General features: G+C 51.3%; 19 protein-coding genes and 1 pseudogene. All 20 read left to right on the forward strand.

The features are described from left to right. The first annotated feature begins 182 nt into the window (after window positions 1–182). Window positions 183–398 carry a hypothetical protein gene (locus tag DTA24_RS07810; RefSeq protein ID WP_123836675.1) on the forward strand — a complete coding sequence of 72 codons (216 nt, stop codon included), beginning with the start codon at window positions 183–185 and terminating at the stop codon, window positions 396–398. A gap of 435 nt (window positions 399–833) precedes the next feature. Then, window positions 834–1,130 carry a holin gene (locus tag DTA24_RS07815; RefSeq protein WP_123836676.1) on the forward strand — a complete coding sequence of 99 codons (297 nt, stop codon included), beginning with the start codon at window positions 834–836 and terminating at the stop codon, window positions 1,128–1,130. Further along, a complete protein-coding gene (locus DTA24_RS07820; protein WP_123836677.1) occupies window positions 1,117–1,413 on the forward strand; it encodes a hypothetical protein in 297 nt (98 codons plus the stop codon). Before DTA24_RS07815 ends, DTA24_RS07820 begins: the two co-directional genes overlap by 14 nt. A 7-nt stretch (window positions 1,414–1,420) precedes the next feature. Then, window positions 1,421–1,963, forward strand: coding sequence for a glycoside hydrolase family 108 protein (locus DTA24_RS07825; protein ID WP_123836678.1), 543 nt, complete (start codon window positions 1,421–1,423; stop codon window positions 1,961–1,963). Continuing rightward, a complete protein-coding gene (locus tag DTA24_RS07830; protein WP_123836679.1) occupies window positions 1,960–2,175 on the forward strand; it encodes a hypothetical protein in 216 nt (71 codons plus the stop codon). The genes DTA24_RS07825 and DTA24_RS07830 overlap by 4 nt, the downstream gene beginning before the upstream one ends. After that, window positions 2,172–2,720: a lysis system i-spanin subunit Rz gene (locus tag DTA24_RS07835; protein ID WP_123836680.1), complete on the forward strand. Its 549-nt coding sequence runs from the start codon at window positions 2,172–2,174 to the stop codon at window positions 2,718–2,720. The genes DTA24_RS07830 and DTA24_RS07835 overlap by 4 nt, the downstream gene beginning before the upstream one ends. Window positions 2,721–2,987: 267 nt before the next feature. Further along, the gene (locus tag DTA24_RS07840) at window positions 2,988–3,707 is read left to right on the forward strand and encodes a KilA-N domain-containing protein (RefSeq protein ID WP_123836681.1); all 720 of its coding nucleotides are present in this window, start codon (window positions 2,988–2,990) and stop codon (window positions 3,705–3,707) included. A gap of 270 nt (window positions 3,708–3,977) precedes the next feature. Beyond that, window positions 3,978–4,676: a DNA/RNA non-specific endonuclease gene (locus DTA24_RS07845; RefSeq protein ID WP_123836682.1), complete on the forward strand. Its 699-nt coding sequence runs from the start codon at window positions 3,978–3,980 to the stop codon at window positions 4,674–4,676. Window positions 4,677–5,096: 420 nt separating this feature from the next. Then, entirely contained in the window at window positions 5,097–5,267 is a 171-nt protein-coding gene (locus tag DTA24_RS28035) for a hypothetical protein (RefSeq protein ID WP_164481323.1), read from the forward strand. Beyond that, window positions 5,246–5,431 carry a hypothetical protein gene (locus DTA24_RS07850; protein WP_123836683.1) on the forward strand — a complete coding sequence of 62 codons (186 nt, stop codon included), beginning with the start codon at window positions 5,246–5,248 and terminating at the stop codon, window positions 5,429–5,431. Before DTA24_RS28035 ends, DTA24_RS07850 begins: the two co-directional genes overlap by 22 nt. Before the next feature lie 21 nt (window positions 5,432–5,452). Beyond that, window positions 5,453–5,582, forward strand: a pseudogene (locus DTA24_RS28600) (terminase small subunit); the annotation flags it as partial. 89 nt (window positions 5,583–5,671) lie between these two features. Then, window positions 5,672–6,070, forward strand: a complete 399-nt coding sequence (locus DTA24_RS07855; RefSeq protein WP_072045319.1) for a ubiquitin carboxyl-hydrolase — start codon at window positions 5,672–5,674, stop codon at window positions 6,068–6,070. Continuing rightward, window positions 6,063–7,355: a PBSX family phage terminase large subunit gene (locus DTA24_RS07860; RefSeq protein WP_123836684.1), complete on the forward strand. Its 1,293-nt coding sequence runs from the start codon at window positions 6,063–6,065 to the stop codon at window positions 7,353–7,355. The genes DTA24_RS07855 and DTA24_RS07860 overlap by 8 nt, the downstream gene beginning before the upstream one ends. Before the next feature lie 7 nt (window positions 7,356–7,362). Beyond that, entirely contained in the window at window positions 7,363–8,901 is a 1,539-nt protein-coding gene (locus DTA24_RS07865; protein ID WP_227540388.1) for a DUF1073 domain-containing protein, read from the forward strand. After that, a complete protein-coding gene (locus tag DTA24_RS07870; RefSeq protein WP_206060569.1) occupies window positions 8,819–9,616 on the forward strand; it encodes a phage minor head protein in 798 nt (265 codons plus the stop codon). The genes DTA24_RS07865 and DTA24_RS07870 overlap by 83 nt, the downstream gene beginning before the upstream one ends. Before the next feature lie 96 nt (window positions 9,617–9,712). Further along, window positions 9,713–9,931, forward strand: coding sequence for a hypothetical protein (locus DTA24_RS07875; protein ID WP_123836685.1), 219 nt, complete (start codon window positions 9,713–9,715; stop codon window positions 9,929–9,931). 3 nt (window positions 9,932–9,934) lie between these two features. Next, window positions 9,935–10,183, forward strand: coding sequence for a hypothetical protein (locus DTA24_RS07880; RefSeq protein WP_072045272.1), 249 nt, complete (start codon window positions 9,935–9,937; stop codon window positions 10,181–10,183). 50 nt (window positions 10,184–10,233) lie between these two features. Then, a complete protein-coding gene (locus DTA24_RS07885; protein WP_123836686.1) occupies window positions 10,234–11,700 on the forward strand; it encodes a DUF2213 domain-containing protein in 1,467 nt (488 codons plus the stop codon). Window positions 11,701–11,712: 12 nt separating this feature from the next. After that, window positions 11,713–12,201 (forward strand): hypothetical protein, encoded by a 489-nt coding sequence (locus DTA24_RS07890; protein ID WP_123836687.1) that lies wholly within the window; start codon window positions 11,713–11,715, stop codon window positions 12,199–12,201. A gap of 73 nt (window positions 12,202–12,274) precedes the next feature. Continuing rightward, window positions 12,275–13,294 carry a major capsid family protein gene (locus tag DTA24_RS07895; RefSeq protein ID WP_123836688.1) on the forward strand — a complete coding sequence of 340 codons (1,020 nt, stop codon included), beginning with the start codon at window positions 12,275–12,277 and terminating at the stop codon, window positions 13,292–13,294. The last annotated feature ends 28 nt before the right edge of the window (window positions 13,295–13,322 follow it).

Consider the following 13,322-nt stretch of genomic DNA (forward strand, 5'->3'; position numbering starts at 1 on the left):
GGTGTATTACCGGTGCTACCGGTTTTGAGACTCCCCTCTAAGATGCCGTCACCTCTGGCAAACTGGCGAGCAGACGGAAGTGTAGGTAGTGGGCGAAATTCCCACGCCAATTCGTGCGAAAATTCGGTGGAAATCCGCAAAGGCTTCGCAACCTTCACCACAATTCATAATCAGGAGTGGCTATGTTCAACTTTGATATGCATATCGAAAAGAACTTTGCTTCCTTCAAAAGTAGCAGCAGTGACGCCATGATTTTTGTCGATTCGTTTGATAACAAAAATTTCGACGTTCGCGCCGGCACCACCACTTCAAGTCATCATATTGCAACAATCTGCGCCTCAAGCAGTGATGACCTCAATGACAAACTTAGCCTCGTTGCAATGGCCTTTGTACTTTAGCTACGCGGCAAACCTATCCCTCTACTTTGGGACCCTTAAGGCCGTAGAGCCGCTTTCACCCTCATTGCTTCCTTTGCCTGCTCTCCCTCAGGCAATTTTTTAGAGTGTATTTTTCGCCAACAACCAGACCCAACACACATATTCCTGCGACGCTGTGGCTACGGCAATCAATGCACTCTAAAAAATAAAACCCGCCATAAGCGGGCTTCGTGAATATGGGCGGCAAGAGGCTGCGTCAACAGCCCCCTGCCTGATTTGCTCATGCCTTTAATCACGAACAAACCACGTTACCGCAAACCGTATCCTGGATTTGTTCGAAAAGAAACTTCACGTACTCCGAATTTGAACAGATCCCCCATTTTTGGGGTCGCTTACGCGGCCTGGTAGTCTCATGCCAGTCGCTTTATCAGGCCACCGCATGGTGGAGACTACGCAATGGCAAACGGAACAGATTTATTTCCGGCTTTGCTTCTCGCGCTCATCATGACGGTGCTAGGTTCATGGGCAAAGTATGAGACCAGGCCGATTGCTGAAAAGGTCAGCCTTGGCAGTCATATGATCGTGTCAATCTTTGCTGGAACTATGATGGCTCTATATGGGCTGGACAAACAGTGGTCACTCTACATCCTCGGTATGGGATGCGGGGCTGCAGGATGGCAAGGTGCAGCGATCCTCAAAAAGTTGCCATGGTTCAGCCAAAGTGACAATGGTGATAATTATGGCAAGAACTGAGATCAGGGTCGGAAGGTATATCTTCGACCTTGTACCTGTCGTGTTCCTTATCTTAACCGCGATTCTCTGCAATCAGTTTAATGATTCAGTGAATAACAGCCGTGACGCGGTGAAGCTCGCCAGCGATATGAACAGACAGCGAACAGCCGCAGAGATGCGCGCTATGCATGCCGAGCGTGAAGCCGCCAAAAATGGCGGAGGCTCATTCAACGTATTCGTTATCCAGCCAGATAAGCGCAACGCTTCATCTCCAGCCTATGTCGACCTGAACAAACCCTTGTGAGCGTCAAATGACAAAAGACCAGATATTTGACCGCATCCTTGGTAAAGAGGGCGGTTATGTTAACAACCCCAACGACAAAGGCGGCCCGACTAACTGGGGCATCACACAGGCGGTTGCTCGTGCCCACGGTTATGTGGGCGATATGCGGAATCTTTCGCGACAGCAGGCCTTATCGATTCTTGAATCCGATTACTGGACGGGTCCACGATTTGACCTTATAGCCACAGTTTCTCCAGCTATTGCAGAAGAACTTTGTGATGCTGGCGTAAACATGGGGCCATCCGTTCCAAGTAAATTCTTACAGCGCTGGCTTACAGCAATGAACAATGGTGGAAAACTTTATCCTGATTTAATTGTGGATGGTGCCATTGGGAACAGAACAGTCATAGCTCTGAAAGCATTTTTACAATCAAGGGGAGCTGCTGGCGAAGCGGTTCTTCTGACGGCGTTAAATTGTAGCCAGGGCGTGCGTTATCTTGAGATTGCAGAGAAAACCCCTGCAAACGAAACATTCCTCTATGGATGGATTAAAGAAAGAGTCACACTATGAAATTCATCGATAACCTCCCGCAACTCTGGAAAATGTGGTCAGTCCGCATCATGGCTATACTGGCGCTGGTTGCTTCCGTCTGGTCACAAATCCCTGACGATGTGAAAGCTCTAATCCCTCCTCAGTATCTCGGCTATGCAGTTGGCTTTGTATCGGTATGCGGCATCATTGCCCGCGCTATCAAGCAATTCAACACCGATGAGCAAAAATGAACATCCCATCGCTGTTTCAGCCTGGCTGGAAATGGTGCGGAATTGCATTGCTGTGTGGCGCCTTGCTTGGCGCACTTGCCACCTGGTGGGTGAATGACAACAAATTCACCGCCGACATCGCCACGATAAAGCAGCAGCACGCCGAAGACCTCAAAGCCATCAGTGACGAAGCAAGCGCTGAGCGAGATAAAAACGCTGCTCTTGAACACGCACTCGCTAACGCAATCGCCAAAAGTGACCAGCAACACTCGCAGGAGTTAACCGATGCGCTCGCAAAAAATCAGGCTCTTCGTGATGCTGTTACCTCTGGTGCTCGCCAGCTGCTCCTCGCAAAAGCCGGTCTTGCAACCTGTAACTTGTCCAAAAGTGCAGTTGCCGGCACCTCCGGCATGGGCATTGGAGCCGAAATCCAATTCAGTCCAGATTTTGGACGAAACATTTACGATATCCGATCTGGTGCAATCACCGACCAAGCCAAATTAGAAATGCTTCAGGATTACATTCGCGCAGGCCAGCAGGCCGGTGTGATTGCAGGTGGTAAGTAAACCACGAAAGAGGTGATCCGCTATCTGGCTGACGGGTAAGCCGTAAGTAGCCAAGCACCGCTGTAAAGCAGAGCGAAAGCTGCGAAAGAACCTCAAAGGCTCAGTCAGAAATGGCTGGGCTTTTTTATTGCTCCAAACCAGCGCATTCGCACGCGCAAATCTACTCAGAACCTTTCAGGATGACCCTTGAGGAACCGGCTGGCTGTCGGAGCCTTCTGAGGGCCGTTTTCCTGTGCGAACAAGGTTCATCACTAAAAGGTAAATCCGATGCAATTAGTTATTTCTAATGTTGCCGTGAAGCAGGATAAGAGCGGTCGTTATTGCCTGAATGATTTGCAAAGGGCTGCGGTCAATGAAGAAGGCGAATCCCGCTCATCCAGGACAATGGAAGTGCATGAGTTTATGCGCAGGCCAGAAACGAAGGCCCTCATCGACTTGCTGGAAAAAGAAACTACGGGAAACCTACGTAGTTTGCCAGTGCTGACAATTCAGGGTCGAAATGGCGGGACGTTTGTTTGTAAAGAGCTTGTTTATGCTTATGCGATGTGGATTAGCCCGAAGTTCAATCTTCATGTGATCCGCACTTTTGACGCGGCTGTAGCAAAAGAGCAAATCCGAGTTTCTTATCGCGACTCTGCAAGGCTTGAATACAAGCCCATGACTGACGCCATCAAGCATGAGCGTGAAGCTGCAGGCAAAAATATTGCTCCGCATCACTTCAGTAATGAAGCGGACCTCATCAACCGGATCGCACTGAATATGACTGCCGCAAAGTTTAAAGTGCATCACGAAATCGGCAAGCAAGAAAGCATCAGAGACTATCTCACGTCTGAGCAAATCCACTGCATCACCGAGCTTCAGCGGGCCAATACAGTATTCATCACTATGGGATGGACATTCGACCAACGCAAAGAGGCGCTGAAAGGTCTGTTTGATCGCAATCACCGCTTACCGCTCATTGAAGAACAACATCGGCTGGCTGCCTGAGGTAAACATGACTCCAGAACAATTCGCTTACTGGCTACAGGGCTACGCCGAAATCTCTGGCAAGCAGCCTACAGAATCTGAGTGGCAGGTCATAAAAGACCACCTCCAGACAGTGTTTAATAAGGTGACGCCAAACCGCCTTGTGTTCCCGCCTTCGATGCCTCAGCCAGGCCAGCCAGGCACCACTATTCCTCCAGGATGGCCCCCTGGTACAATCATCTGTTGAGGTAAACATGCGAAAGATTGGATACGGAGAAGGCATCTCCAGCGATGACGTGGAACTTCTCGATGAACGCCCGGATTTTTAATTACCTCATAGCCGCTCTCGTAGCGGCTTTTTCTTTTTCTGCGGCAGCCAAATCTGATTGCCCTGGTAAATTCCTGAATGACAATCCTCCTGCTATCCAGTACGACCAGGAGATTTGCTTCACTCAGTTCTCTGTGCTGTACAGCGACAAGCTGAAAGACCCTGTTATCAGCGCCCAACATCTTACAGCAGATGACGTTAAAGGCTCTCTTCAGCTTAAGCGCAAGGATGCGTTCCACTCCGAGCCCAAAGTGCCAAAGCAATTCGAGTCCACGCAGAAGGACTACGCAAAGTCTGGTTACGATATGGGCCACATGACCGCCGCAGGTGATGCTGGAAACGCCCAGGAGCAGTTTGAAACATTCAGCCTGGCAAACATGACCCCACAACTTCCAGACCTCAACAGAAAGGCCTGGCGACTGATGGAAGAGTCAGTGAGAAAACAGGTTCTCGCTGAAGGTGACACCTGGGTAGTCACTGGCATGGTTCCCGGCACAAAGACAATCGGTAACGGTGTAAACGTCCCGATCGTTATCTGGAAGGCTGTTAAAGCCAAATCAGGCGAGGCCGTTTATGTCGGTGACAATACTACCGGCACAGTAACAAAGCTCACCACTGAGCAGTTTAAAGCGAAGTACAACATCTCTCCTTTTGGTGATTAGTCACCATTGCGTCGGTCTGTCGCCGTCCACTCATCTTAACTGAGACCGTGGGCCCGCAAGGGTTTCCTCCCCCGCGAGTGGTTGAGTGGAGTCAATAACAGACAATGCCGGGTCCGCAAAGCCTTCATACGTCAGCCATCCAGAGCTGAGGCAGACGAATCTGGAATCACCACAATGCAGAATTTTCTTCCGAGAGAATTCGACATTGTAGTGAGCAGTTAAAAACCGCCACCGAGAGAATAAAGACCTCTCAGCAGAAAGCTCTGAAAATGAACAAACCACGCATCTACTTCAACAGTGTAACCAGAAAATGGCGCTGCTACTCAATCAGCAAAGACATGCGATATGCATCCGCTGACGGGTTAAGTCCTGAGGAAGCATGGAAGAACTGGAGCCGCAGCCACTAACCGAGGAATAAAAATGAGCGACTTAAAGTTTTCTGACTTGCCGGAAACCATTCAGTGTATTGCTGCAGAGTGTCTTGCAAAAGTCATCAGCTCCAGTGGTGGCAGCAAAGCAGAAGCGGAAATAATTGGGCTGGCGTTTATAGCACTTTATGAGGCCACATCATGCCAGAAAGACTCTCAGTAAATATTTGCTGCAAGGCTAAGTGGTGGCTCTCCGCATACCTCTGGCTCTGGATAAAGAAAGAGCAGATTAAAGCCTGCATCACTCAGCAAGAGATTACCGCTGAAGAGATAAAAGCAATGGCTGACTGGATGGCAAAGAAAGGCTTTGTGCTGAAGGTTGGCTGATAAGTTAAACAGGAAAACAACATGGCTAAACAGGACTGGAAAGCTTTACAGCAACAGTTCCTGTCTGAGCACGCTAAATCAGGTGTAACACCTAAGCAGTGGTGCGAAGCGCAGGGGCTGAATTATGCGACTGCGAAGCGCCACATTAAAATGGCGGATGACGATTCGCAAACTGCGAACAAGATTGCGAAGGATGGCAAGCCAAAAAACTACGCCGGCACAGGAAGGCCATCTGATTACATGCCAGAAGTCGCCGCCGATATTTGCGCACTCCTTGCGAATGGCGAGAGTTTGCGAAAGGTTTGCGAACGACCCGGAATGCCAAGCAAAACGTCCGTCTTCCGTTGGCTAGCAGAGCACCAAGAGTTTCGTGACCAATACGCAAAGGCCGCGGAGACACGAGCTGATGCAATCTTCGAATCCATGTTCGACATAGCTGATAACGCCGTTGAAGAAGCCGCAGCTGTCGCAAAGGCTCGCCTGCGTATTGATACGCGCAAATGGGCGCTGGCACGAATGAACCCGAAGAAGTATGGCGACAAGGTTTCTCAGGACATCGATGTTAAATCATCTGACGGGAGCATGACGCCAAAGCCAACCGTTATTCAGCTTCTTCCAGTAGAGCCGAAAAATGAGTAGCTCAGTTCAACTCCCGATCCCCGCGAAGCTTGCTCCATTATTCACTGCCGCAAATAAGCGATATCGCTGCTCACATGGCGGACGTGGTAGCGCAAAGACGAGGACATTCGCCCTGATGACGGCGGTGAAGGCCTATCAGGCGATGATGAACGGAGATAGCGGAGTAATCCTCTGCGCCCGCGAGTTCATGAACTCACTCGAAGAGTCGAGCATGGAGGAAGTTAAACAGGCTATTCGCTCTGTGCCGTGGCTTGCGGAAAACTTTGATATTGGCGAAAAGTACATTCGCACCATCGACAAGAGTGTGAGTTATGTCTTTTGTGGCTTGCGCCATAACCTCGACAGCATTAAGTCAAAGGCTCGCATTCTCCTGTGCTGGGTAGATGAGGCGGAATCAGTAAGCGAAATCGCATGGCAAAAGCTCAGCCCTACAGTCCGTGAGGATGGGTCGGAAATTTGGGTTACATGGAACCCGGAGCGAGATGGTAGCCCTACTGATAAGAGGTTTCGCAAAGAAGCTGGCGACGACTGCATTACGGTAGAAATGAATTACCAGGACAACCCCTGGTTTCCTGATGTTCTTGAGGGAGAAAGGCAAAGCGATCGCCGCAGATTGGATGACCAGACCTATGCATGGATATGGGATGGTGCCTATCGGGAGAACAGCGATGCTCAAATCCTTGCCGGCAAGTACCGCATTGAAGAGTTCGAAGCCGCAGAAGGCTGGGATGGCCCATATTACGGAATTGACTGGGGCTTCTCTCAAGACCCGACTGCTGGCGTTAAATGCTGGGTTCATGACCGCAGGCTCTGGATTGAATACGAAGCAGGGAAAGTTGGGCTTGAGAATGATGATATCGCCACATTCATGATTCAGCGGATCCCCGGCATTGAACAGCACGTTGTACGTGCCGATTCAGCACGACCTGAAACCATCAGCCACGTTAAAAATACCGGGAATGGACTAAGAAAAAGCCTTCCACGAATTACCGGGGTGGAGAAGTGGAAAGGCAGTGTTGAGGATGGCATAGCACACCTTCGAAGCTATCAGGAAATCATCATTCACCCGCGCTGCACTGGATGGATTAATGAGGCGAGGATGTATAGCTACAAGGTCGACAGATTAACAGGTGATGTGCTGACGGATATTGTCGATGCATTTAACCACTACATTGATGCCACTCGTTATGCGCTGGCGCCAATGATTAAGCGCAAGGGGCAGATCAACATGAACCCCAACCTGGTGCGTCAGGCCTCTTCCCGCAATCAATTCCCACGTCGATGAGAAACATATGGCAAATTATAATAAACGCCGTCAACGTCGGCAGGGTGGCCAGCGCAAGCCGTTAACCATATCAGCGGCTATCCGAGAAAAAATCGAGAGTGGGGAGCTTATCCCTACGTTCGACCAGATTAAGTTGATGTACGGCCCGGCAAAAACGCTGGGAGCGCCAAAAAGTGCTCAGATGGCAATGGACCATCAGCTTGAAGTATCCGGTGCTTATACGCTCTTACAGCACGCTTTCGACATGGGCCAGTTTCCAAACCTCGGCCCGAGCTTCATGGGGTATGCCGCACTTTCCTCTCTGACGCAGAACGGGTTAATTCGCGCCTGCGTCGAGACGGTTGCGGATGACATGACGCGAGAGTGGATCGAGATTACGGCCACTGACTCAAATGGCAATGGCGACGATTCAGACGAGAAGACAGCCCTCGAAGAGGCGATGATTGACTATCGCCTGCAGGCTTTATGTCACAAGGCGGCTGAGTTTGATGGCTACTTCGGCGGCTGCCTTATCTTTATTGATACCGGGGCATCAGATAGCCAGTTGCTGACGCCGCTCGATATCAGCAATAAATCAGCCGAGCTGAAGAATTTCAAACGCTTCACGATTATTGAGCCGATCAACGTCTTCCCGGGCACCTATGAATCACTCGACCCACTGAGTCCCCGGTACTATGTGCCCGACACATGGTGGGTGCTTGGTAAGCAGGTTCACAAGAGCCGACTGATTCGCGTCTGCGGTAACGAAGTACCGGTCATCCTCAAACCAACCTACAACTTTCTCGGCATCCCCCGCGCGCAGATTCTCTATGACTACGTGCTGCACTTTCAGGATGCAAGAATGGCTGAGGCAAGGTTGCTTGAGAAGTTCTCTCTGAAGGTCTTCAAGACCAACATGCAGGACATCCTGACCAACCCCAACGCTACCAGCGGCATCGATGCGCGAATTAACTACCTCACTGCTTACATGAGCAATGATGGCGTATTTGCGCTAGATAAAGAGATGGAAGACTTCATCAACGTCTCCGTACCGCTCAATGGCGTTACCGATATCGTCAGGCAGCAACTGGAGTTCATCGTTGCGATTAACCGCACTCCCGCCGTGAAGCTTATGGGTATTTCACCCCAGGGTTTCAACACCGGAGACGCCGATATCAAAAACTACAACGACCACATCAACTCGCAGCAGGAGAAAGTTCTCCGTGAGCCGCTGCAGAAGATGCTGGACATCATCCAGATTGTGAAACTTGGTACTTATGACGAATCGGTGTCCTTCAAGTTCACCTCCCTGAATGAAGACGATGAGAATTCGATTGCCGAGACGCAGAACAAGAAAGCCAGCACCAGGCAGATTTATTTGACTGAAGGCGTAGTCAGCGAGCAGGAAGTCAGGAAGGCACTTGCTGACGACCCTCAAAGCGGATTCTACGGCATAGAGGCAGAACAGGTTCCGGAAGGCGACGATGGCGAAGAAGAAACAGAAAACGGCATCTTCAACCCGACCGAACGCGGGACTGGAAGTGGAGTACAGGAAGAAGCTGCTTAGCCTTATCGACGAAATGTCTCGCTCTGTAGACTGGTGGTTAAGCGCCGAGTATCGCCGGAATGAAAGTGAAATTGTTGGCGATGCCTCTCCAGCAAAAGAGGTTGGCTCAAAGCTGATAAGCATCATGGCTACCTGGCGAGAGACATTCGACAAAAAGGCACAGGATATAGCCCTGTGGTTTGTCCGCCGTTCTAATGCCTGGGCTTCCAACTCAGTTAAGAACAAGCTCAAGGCGCAGGACATGACCGTTAACTTCCGGGTTACTCCGGAGGTGCAGAATGTCCTCGACAGCCTCTACGAGACTCAGGTTAGCCTCATTAAGTCCATTCCAGAACAATACCTCACGCAAGTGCAGACGATGGTTCAGGAAAGCATTGTACGCGGGCGTGATGTTGGTTATCTGAAGGACGAGCTTAAAAAGCGATACGGAATCACTGAGCGTCGGGCAAAGGTTATCGCCCGCGACCAGAACGCCAAGGCGACAAACTCAATCGCCATGGAGAGAACCAGGCAGGCCGGAATCACTCACGGGATATGGGTTCACCGTGCAGGCGGGAGTAAAACCTTTCGTCACGCTCACGTGAAAATGAATGGCACCGAGTTTGAGCTTGCAAAAGGTTGCTGGGATGACCACGAAAAGCAATTCGTGCAACCCGGTCAGTTAATAAACTGCCGGTGCGAGTACAGGCCGGTGATTCCAACGCCCGGTGAGTAACATGCCCCACGAAATCCTCAGCTCGGCCGCCACGATGTTTATCGCCGGTGGCGCAATCCTCGCTGTAACCCTCATCGTCGCTCTCAAGAGGAAGAAATGATGGAATCTGTCAGTGGGATGAATGCTCGCATTTTGGAAATGCATGGTTTTGTTAAGGTCTACCTGATTGATGGATCCGCTTTTTTCGGAAGCGATGACCTCCTGGCGTATCTTGGCGAAACAAAAGTCATTACCTCCATTTGCGGGAGTGGTTACGAAAGGGGGTTTATTTCCAGAGTAGCCATCCAAGAAGTTGTCAGTATTCCTGCGAGGTAACCTATGTTTGCCACTAAAACCATCGAGCAAGCCTCAACTAATGACGAATCTGCGCTTTATCTGGCTGCCATGCTAAACATCAGCATCGATTTCGATGAGGATGAAGGCGTAATCAGTGTGGTGTGGTCATCTCCTGATGGCATGCTGCAGACGGCATCGGTTGATCATGATTTCGAGAAAGAGGACATGGCGGCGAAAATGTCACTTGTCAGGGCGCTGATTACCACGGCGGCGAGCTACATCATCCAGTAATTCCAAGGTCGCATAAGCGGCCTTTTTTATTGCCAGAGGCAAGGTAACAGATGCCAGTACAAAAAGTTAAAGGCGGCTGGCGCTGGGGTAATCACGGTAAAGTCTACCCCACAAAAGAAGAAGCCGAAGAGCAGGAAAGAGCGGCATACGCCAACGGATATACCGGCGATAGCGCTCTCGCTTTTGATGAAGGCTCCCGACGCAGGATTGACGAAAACGGATACCTTCACGTCACACAGACCCACCTTACCAAAGAGCAGGTAGCGCCATATTACGGTCGCGAGATTCCGGGATGGGAAGCGCTAGAGCTTGACCCCGATCGCGTTTACTACGGCTACCGCTCCGGCGAAGAGCTTGAGAAAGCCAAAGACACATTTAACGGGATGCCTCTGCTGATTATCCATAAGCAGGATTCCGCTCACTCACCACTCAAAGAGGAGCGGGTTGGCTCGATTGGCACAACGCCTGTCTGGTCTCCGCCTTACCTCGACAACGCACTATCAGTAACTGACCAGTCCGCCATCGACGCAATCAACGATGAGAGCCTGAAAGAAATCAGTTGCGGATACTTCTTCGAGCCTGACTTCACGCCCGGGGAATTCAACGGTATTCCGTATGACTTTGTTATGCGAAATCTCCGTGGCAACCACGTTGCTTTAGTGAAAGAGGGGCGAGCCGGCCCCGAAGTTTCTGTCCATGACGGTATGCCGTCACAACTCAAAAAGGTGCAATCAATGCAACTTACCAAAAAACAGGCGCTTGTAATGGGCAATCTGGCCGCATACCTCAAGCCCCGCCTTGCACAGGATGCCGCGCCGGCAGGCCTGGCAAAACTGGTTACGTCTTACAAAAAGCCAGGGAATCTCGTTAAAGCCGTTGTGCGCCAGTATGGCAACCAACTGGCACAGGATATGGACATCGAGCCAGAAGAACTGGCTGAGCTGATGGAAGCTGCTGAGGCCGTTCCGGAAAGCGTCGTTGATAACGAAGCCGATCCGATGGGTCAGGAAGATGACACCATCTTCGACGAAGAGAACCCGCTGGAAAGCATCAAGGCCATTCTCGGCGGCAAGGTTCCGGATGACATCCTGGAGAAAGTAGCCGCGGTATTCGCTCGTCCTACTGGCGATGAAGATCCGGAAGACAAGAAAGAAGAGAAGGCTGAAGAAAAAGAAGAGAAAAAAGAGGCCGCAATGGACGCCAACACCATTAAACATCAGGCGCGCGTAGAGGCTCAGGCCCACTTCCGCAGTCTGAGCGAAGCTGGACGCGCTGTGCGTGAACTGGTCGGCGAACTGGATGTCATGGCGTTTGACAGCGCCGAGGACATCTACGGCCATGCGCTGAAACAGAAAGGCGTGAACATCAAAAACTACGACAAGGCCGCATACAAAGGCATGGTGGATATCATGGCGGCTAACAAGCCAGCTGCGAATCCGGCGCCCGCTTTTGATAGCGCGTCTGCGACATCTTTCGACGGTCAGTTTGCTGGCCTCAAAAACATCAAAATCCGATAAGAGGCTTTGACAATGGGACTTCAATCTCAAGTTGGCTTGTACTACTCCGGTGCGGTTGAGGGCGATAAGGCCTCTCATAACCCGGTTGTATATCTGCCGAAAAATCCGCTGGCTGAAGGTGCTGTCACTGTCGGCCGCTTCGTGTTTCGTGGCACTGACCCGGAAACACAGGTAAAAGCTTCTGGCTCCGTGGTGGCCGGCTTTGTTCAGCGCCTGATCAACTACTACAACTACACCATCACCTCCAGCGGTACGCTGACCATCCCGACCGAAACCCCGGTCACGGTTGCGGTGAAAGGTGAGTTCTACGCGGCTATCAACCAGTCAGCGACCCCGACCTACGGCCAGAAAGCATTTGCCTCTACCACAGATGGCAGCATCGCTTACGCCAACGCCGGTGCAACTGTTGCTGGTCACGTAGAGACTGGCTTTGTCGTGAAAGAGATTCGCGCTGAAGACGGTCTGGTGCTGATCTCCAACTATTCCCCTGCGCTCGCATAATTAATTAAATATCCGCCTGCGACTGACACTGCATTAACGCGGTGGGATTTGTCGCGCGCGGATGGAGACAAAAATGAATATTACGTTTGAACAAGCGAAGCGTTATGGCTTTGATTTCGGTCGAAACGCCCGCCAGTGGATTACTGCGGAAAACATGCCGCAAATCCTGCAGGATGCCGCGCTGATCACCCAGGCTAATACCACCGTCCCGGCCGAACTGCTGGCGTACATCGACCCGACCGTTATCGAGATTATGACCGCGCCTCGTAACGCTCGCGAATTGTATGCCGAAGAAAAGCGTGGCGACTGGACGACTCCGTATTTCAAATGGCGTGCAGATGAAGTGACCGGCAACACCGCCGCTTACTCTGACTTCGGCCAGTTTGGCGTATCCGGCGTCAACAGCGAATGGCATACCCGCGAGCAGTACCGCTTCCAGACCATCATTGAATACGGCGATCTGGAGCAGGACATGGCGGCGCAGGCCAAAATCAACCTGGCTTCTGCCAAGCAACGCGCAGCGGCGACCACCATCGATATCGACGCCAATAAATTCTACCTTCTCGGTGTGGAAGGCAAAGAAATCTATGGCGTGCTGAACGACCCGAATCTGCCGGCTGCAGTGACCCCGATTTCAGTCGGCGGCCAGACTGCATGGGCATCTAAAGACGCGATCGCTCGCTACAACGACGTCATCAAACTGTTTACCACTCTGGTTAACCAGTTAAACGGTCTGGTTGATGAGAAGTCGAAGCTGAAAATCGTCATGTCTCCGGGTGCCCGCTCTCTGCTGGCAGCGCCTACCAGCCTGGGTCTGACCACCATGAAGATGCTGGAAGATTACTTCCCGAATGCTGAGTTCGTATCGCTGCCGCAACTTGGCGCAGCATACGCGCCGGCCGCATCTGAAACGCTGATGATTATCGCGCCTGAAGTGCTGGGTAATGAAACCGGCCTGTTGGGCTTCGGTGAGAAAATCCGCATGGGTCGCGTAGTGCCTTCTCTGTCCTCCTTTGCACAGAAAGTCACTGGCACCACATACGGTGGCGTCATCCGGGTTCCCGCAGCTGTCGCTCAGATGACTGGTATCTAACCATGGCTCGCCCTCGCAAAACCACAGC

It is taken from the genome of Klebsiella sp. P1CD1 (assembly GCF_003790505.1).
GTDB classification, from domain to species: domain Bacteria; phylum Pseudomonadota; class Gammaproteobacteria; order Enterobacterales; family Enterobacteriaceae; genus Klebsiella; species Klebsiella variicola.

Coding starts and splice junctions, on each gene's coding strand:
- DTA24_RS07860 (WP_123836684.1), top strand. CDS start 6,063: ATGAGTAGCTCAGTTCAACTCCCGATCCCCGCGAAGCTTGCTCCATTA.
- DTA24_RS07855 (WP_072045319.1), top strand. CDS start 5,672: ATGCCAGAAGTCGCCGCCGATATTTGCGCACTCCTTGCGAATGGCGAG.
- DTA24_RS07820 (WP_123836677.1), top strand. CDS start 1,117: ATGGCAAGAACTGAGATCAGGGTCGGAAGGTATATCTTCGACCTTGTA.
- DTA24_RS07895 (WP_123836688.1), top strand. CDS start 12,275: ATGAATATTACGTTTGAACAAGCGAAGCGTTATGGCTTTGATTTCGGT.
- DTA24_RS28035 (WP_164481323.1), top strand. CDS start 5,097: ATGAGCGACTTAAAGTTTTCTGACTTGCCGGAAACCATTCAGTGTATT.
- DTA24_RS07830 (WP_123836679.1), top strand. CDS start 1,960: ATGAAATTCATCGATAACCTCCCGCAACTCTGGAAAATGTGGTCAGTC.
- DTA24_RS07875 (WP_123836685.1), top strand. CDS start 9,713: ATGATGGAATCTGTCAGTGGGATGAATGCTCGCATTTTGGAAATGCAT.
- DTA24_RS07865 (WP_227540388.1), top strand. CDS start 7,363: ATGGCAAATTATAATAAACGCCGTCAACGTCGGCAGGGTGGCCAGCGC.
- DTA24_RS07885 (WP_123836686.1), top strand. CDS start 10,234: ATGCCAGTACAAAAAGTTAAAGGCGGCTGGCGCTGGGGTAATCACGGT.
- DTA24_RS07840 (WP_123836681.1), top strand. CDS start 2,988: ATGCAATTAGTTATTTCTAATGTTGCCGTGAAGCAGGATAAGAGCGGT.
- DTA24_RS07835 (WP_123836680.1), top strand. CDS start 2,172: ATGAACATCCCATCGCTGTTTCAGCCTGGCTGGAAATGGTGCGGAATT.
- DTA24_RS07815 (WP_123836676.1), top strand. CDS start 834: ATGGCAAACGGAACAGATTTATTTCCGGCTTTGCTTCTCGCGCTCATC.
- DTA24_RS07810 (WP_123836675.1), top strand. CDS start 183: ATGTTCAACTTTGATATGCATATCGAAAAGAACTTTGCTTCCTTCAAA.
- DTA24_RS07890 (WP_123836687.1), top strand. CDS start 11,713: ATGGGACTTCAATCTCAAGTTGGCTTGTACTACTCCGGTGCGGTTGAG.
- DTA24_RS07870 (WP_206060569.1), top strand. CDS start 8,819: ATGGCGAAGAAGAAACAGAAAACGGCATCTTCAACCCGACCGAACGCG.
- DTA24_RS07825 (WP_123836678.1), top strand. CDS start 1,421: ATGACAAAAGACCAGATATTTGACCGCATCCTTGGTAAAGAGGGCGGT.
- DTA24_RS07850 (WP_123836683.1), top strand. CDS start 5,246: ATGCCAGAAAGACTCTCAGTAAATATTTGCTGCAAGGCTAAGTGGTGG.
- DTA24_RS07845 (WP_123836682.1), top strand. CDS start 3,978: ATGACGTGGAACTTCTCGATGAACGCCCGGATTTTTAATTACCTCATA.
- DTA24_RS07880 (WP_072045272.1), top strand. CDS start 9,935: ATGTTTGCCACTAAAACCATCGAGCAAGCCTCAACTAATGACGAATCT.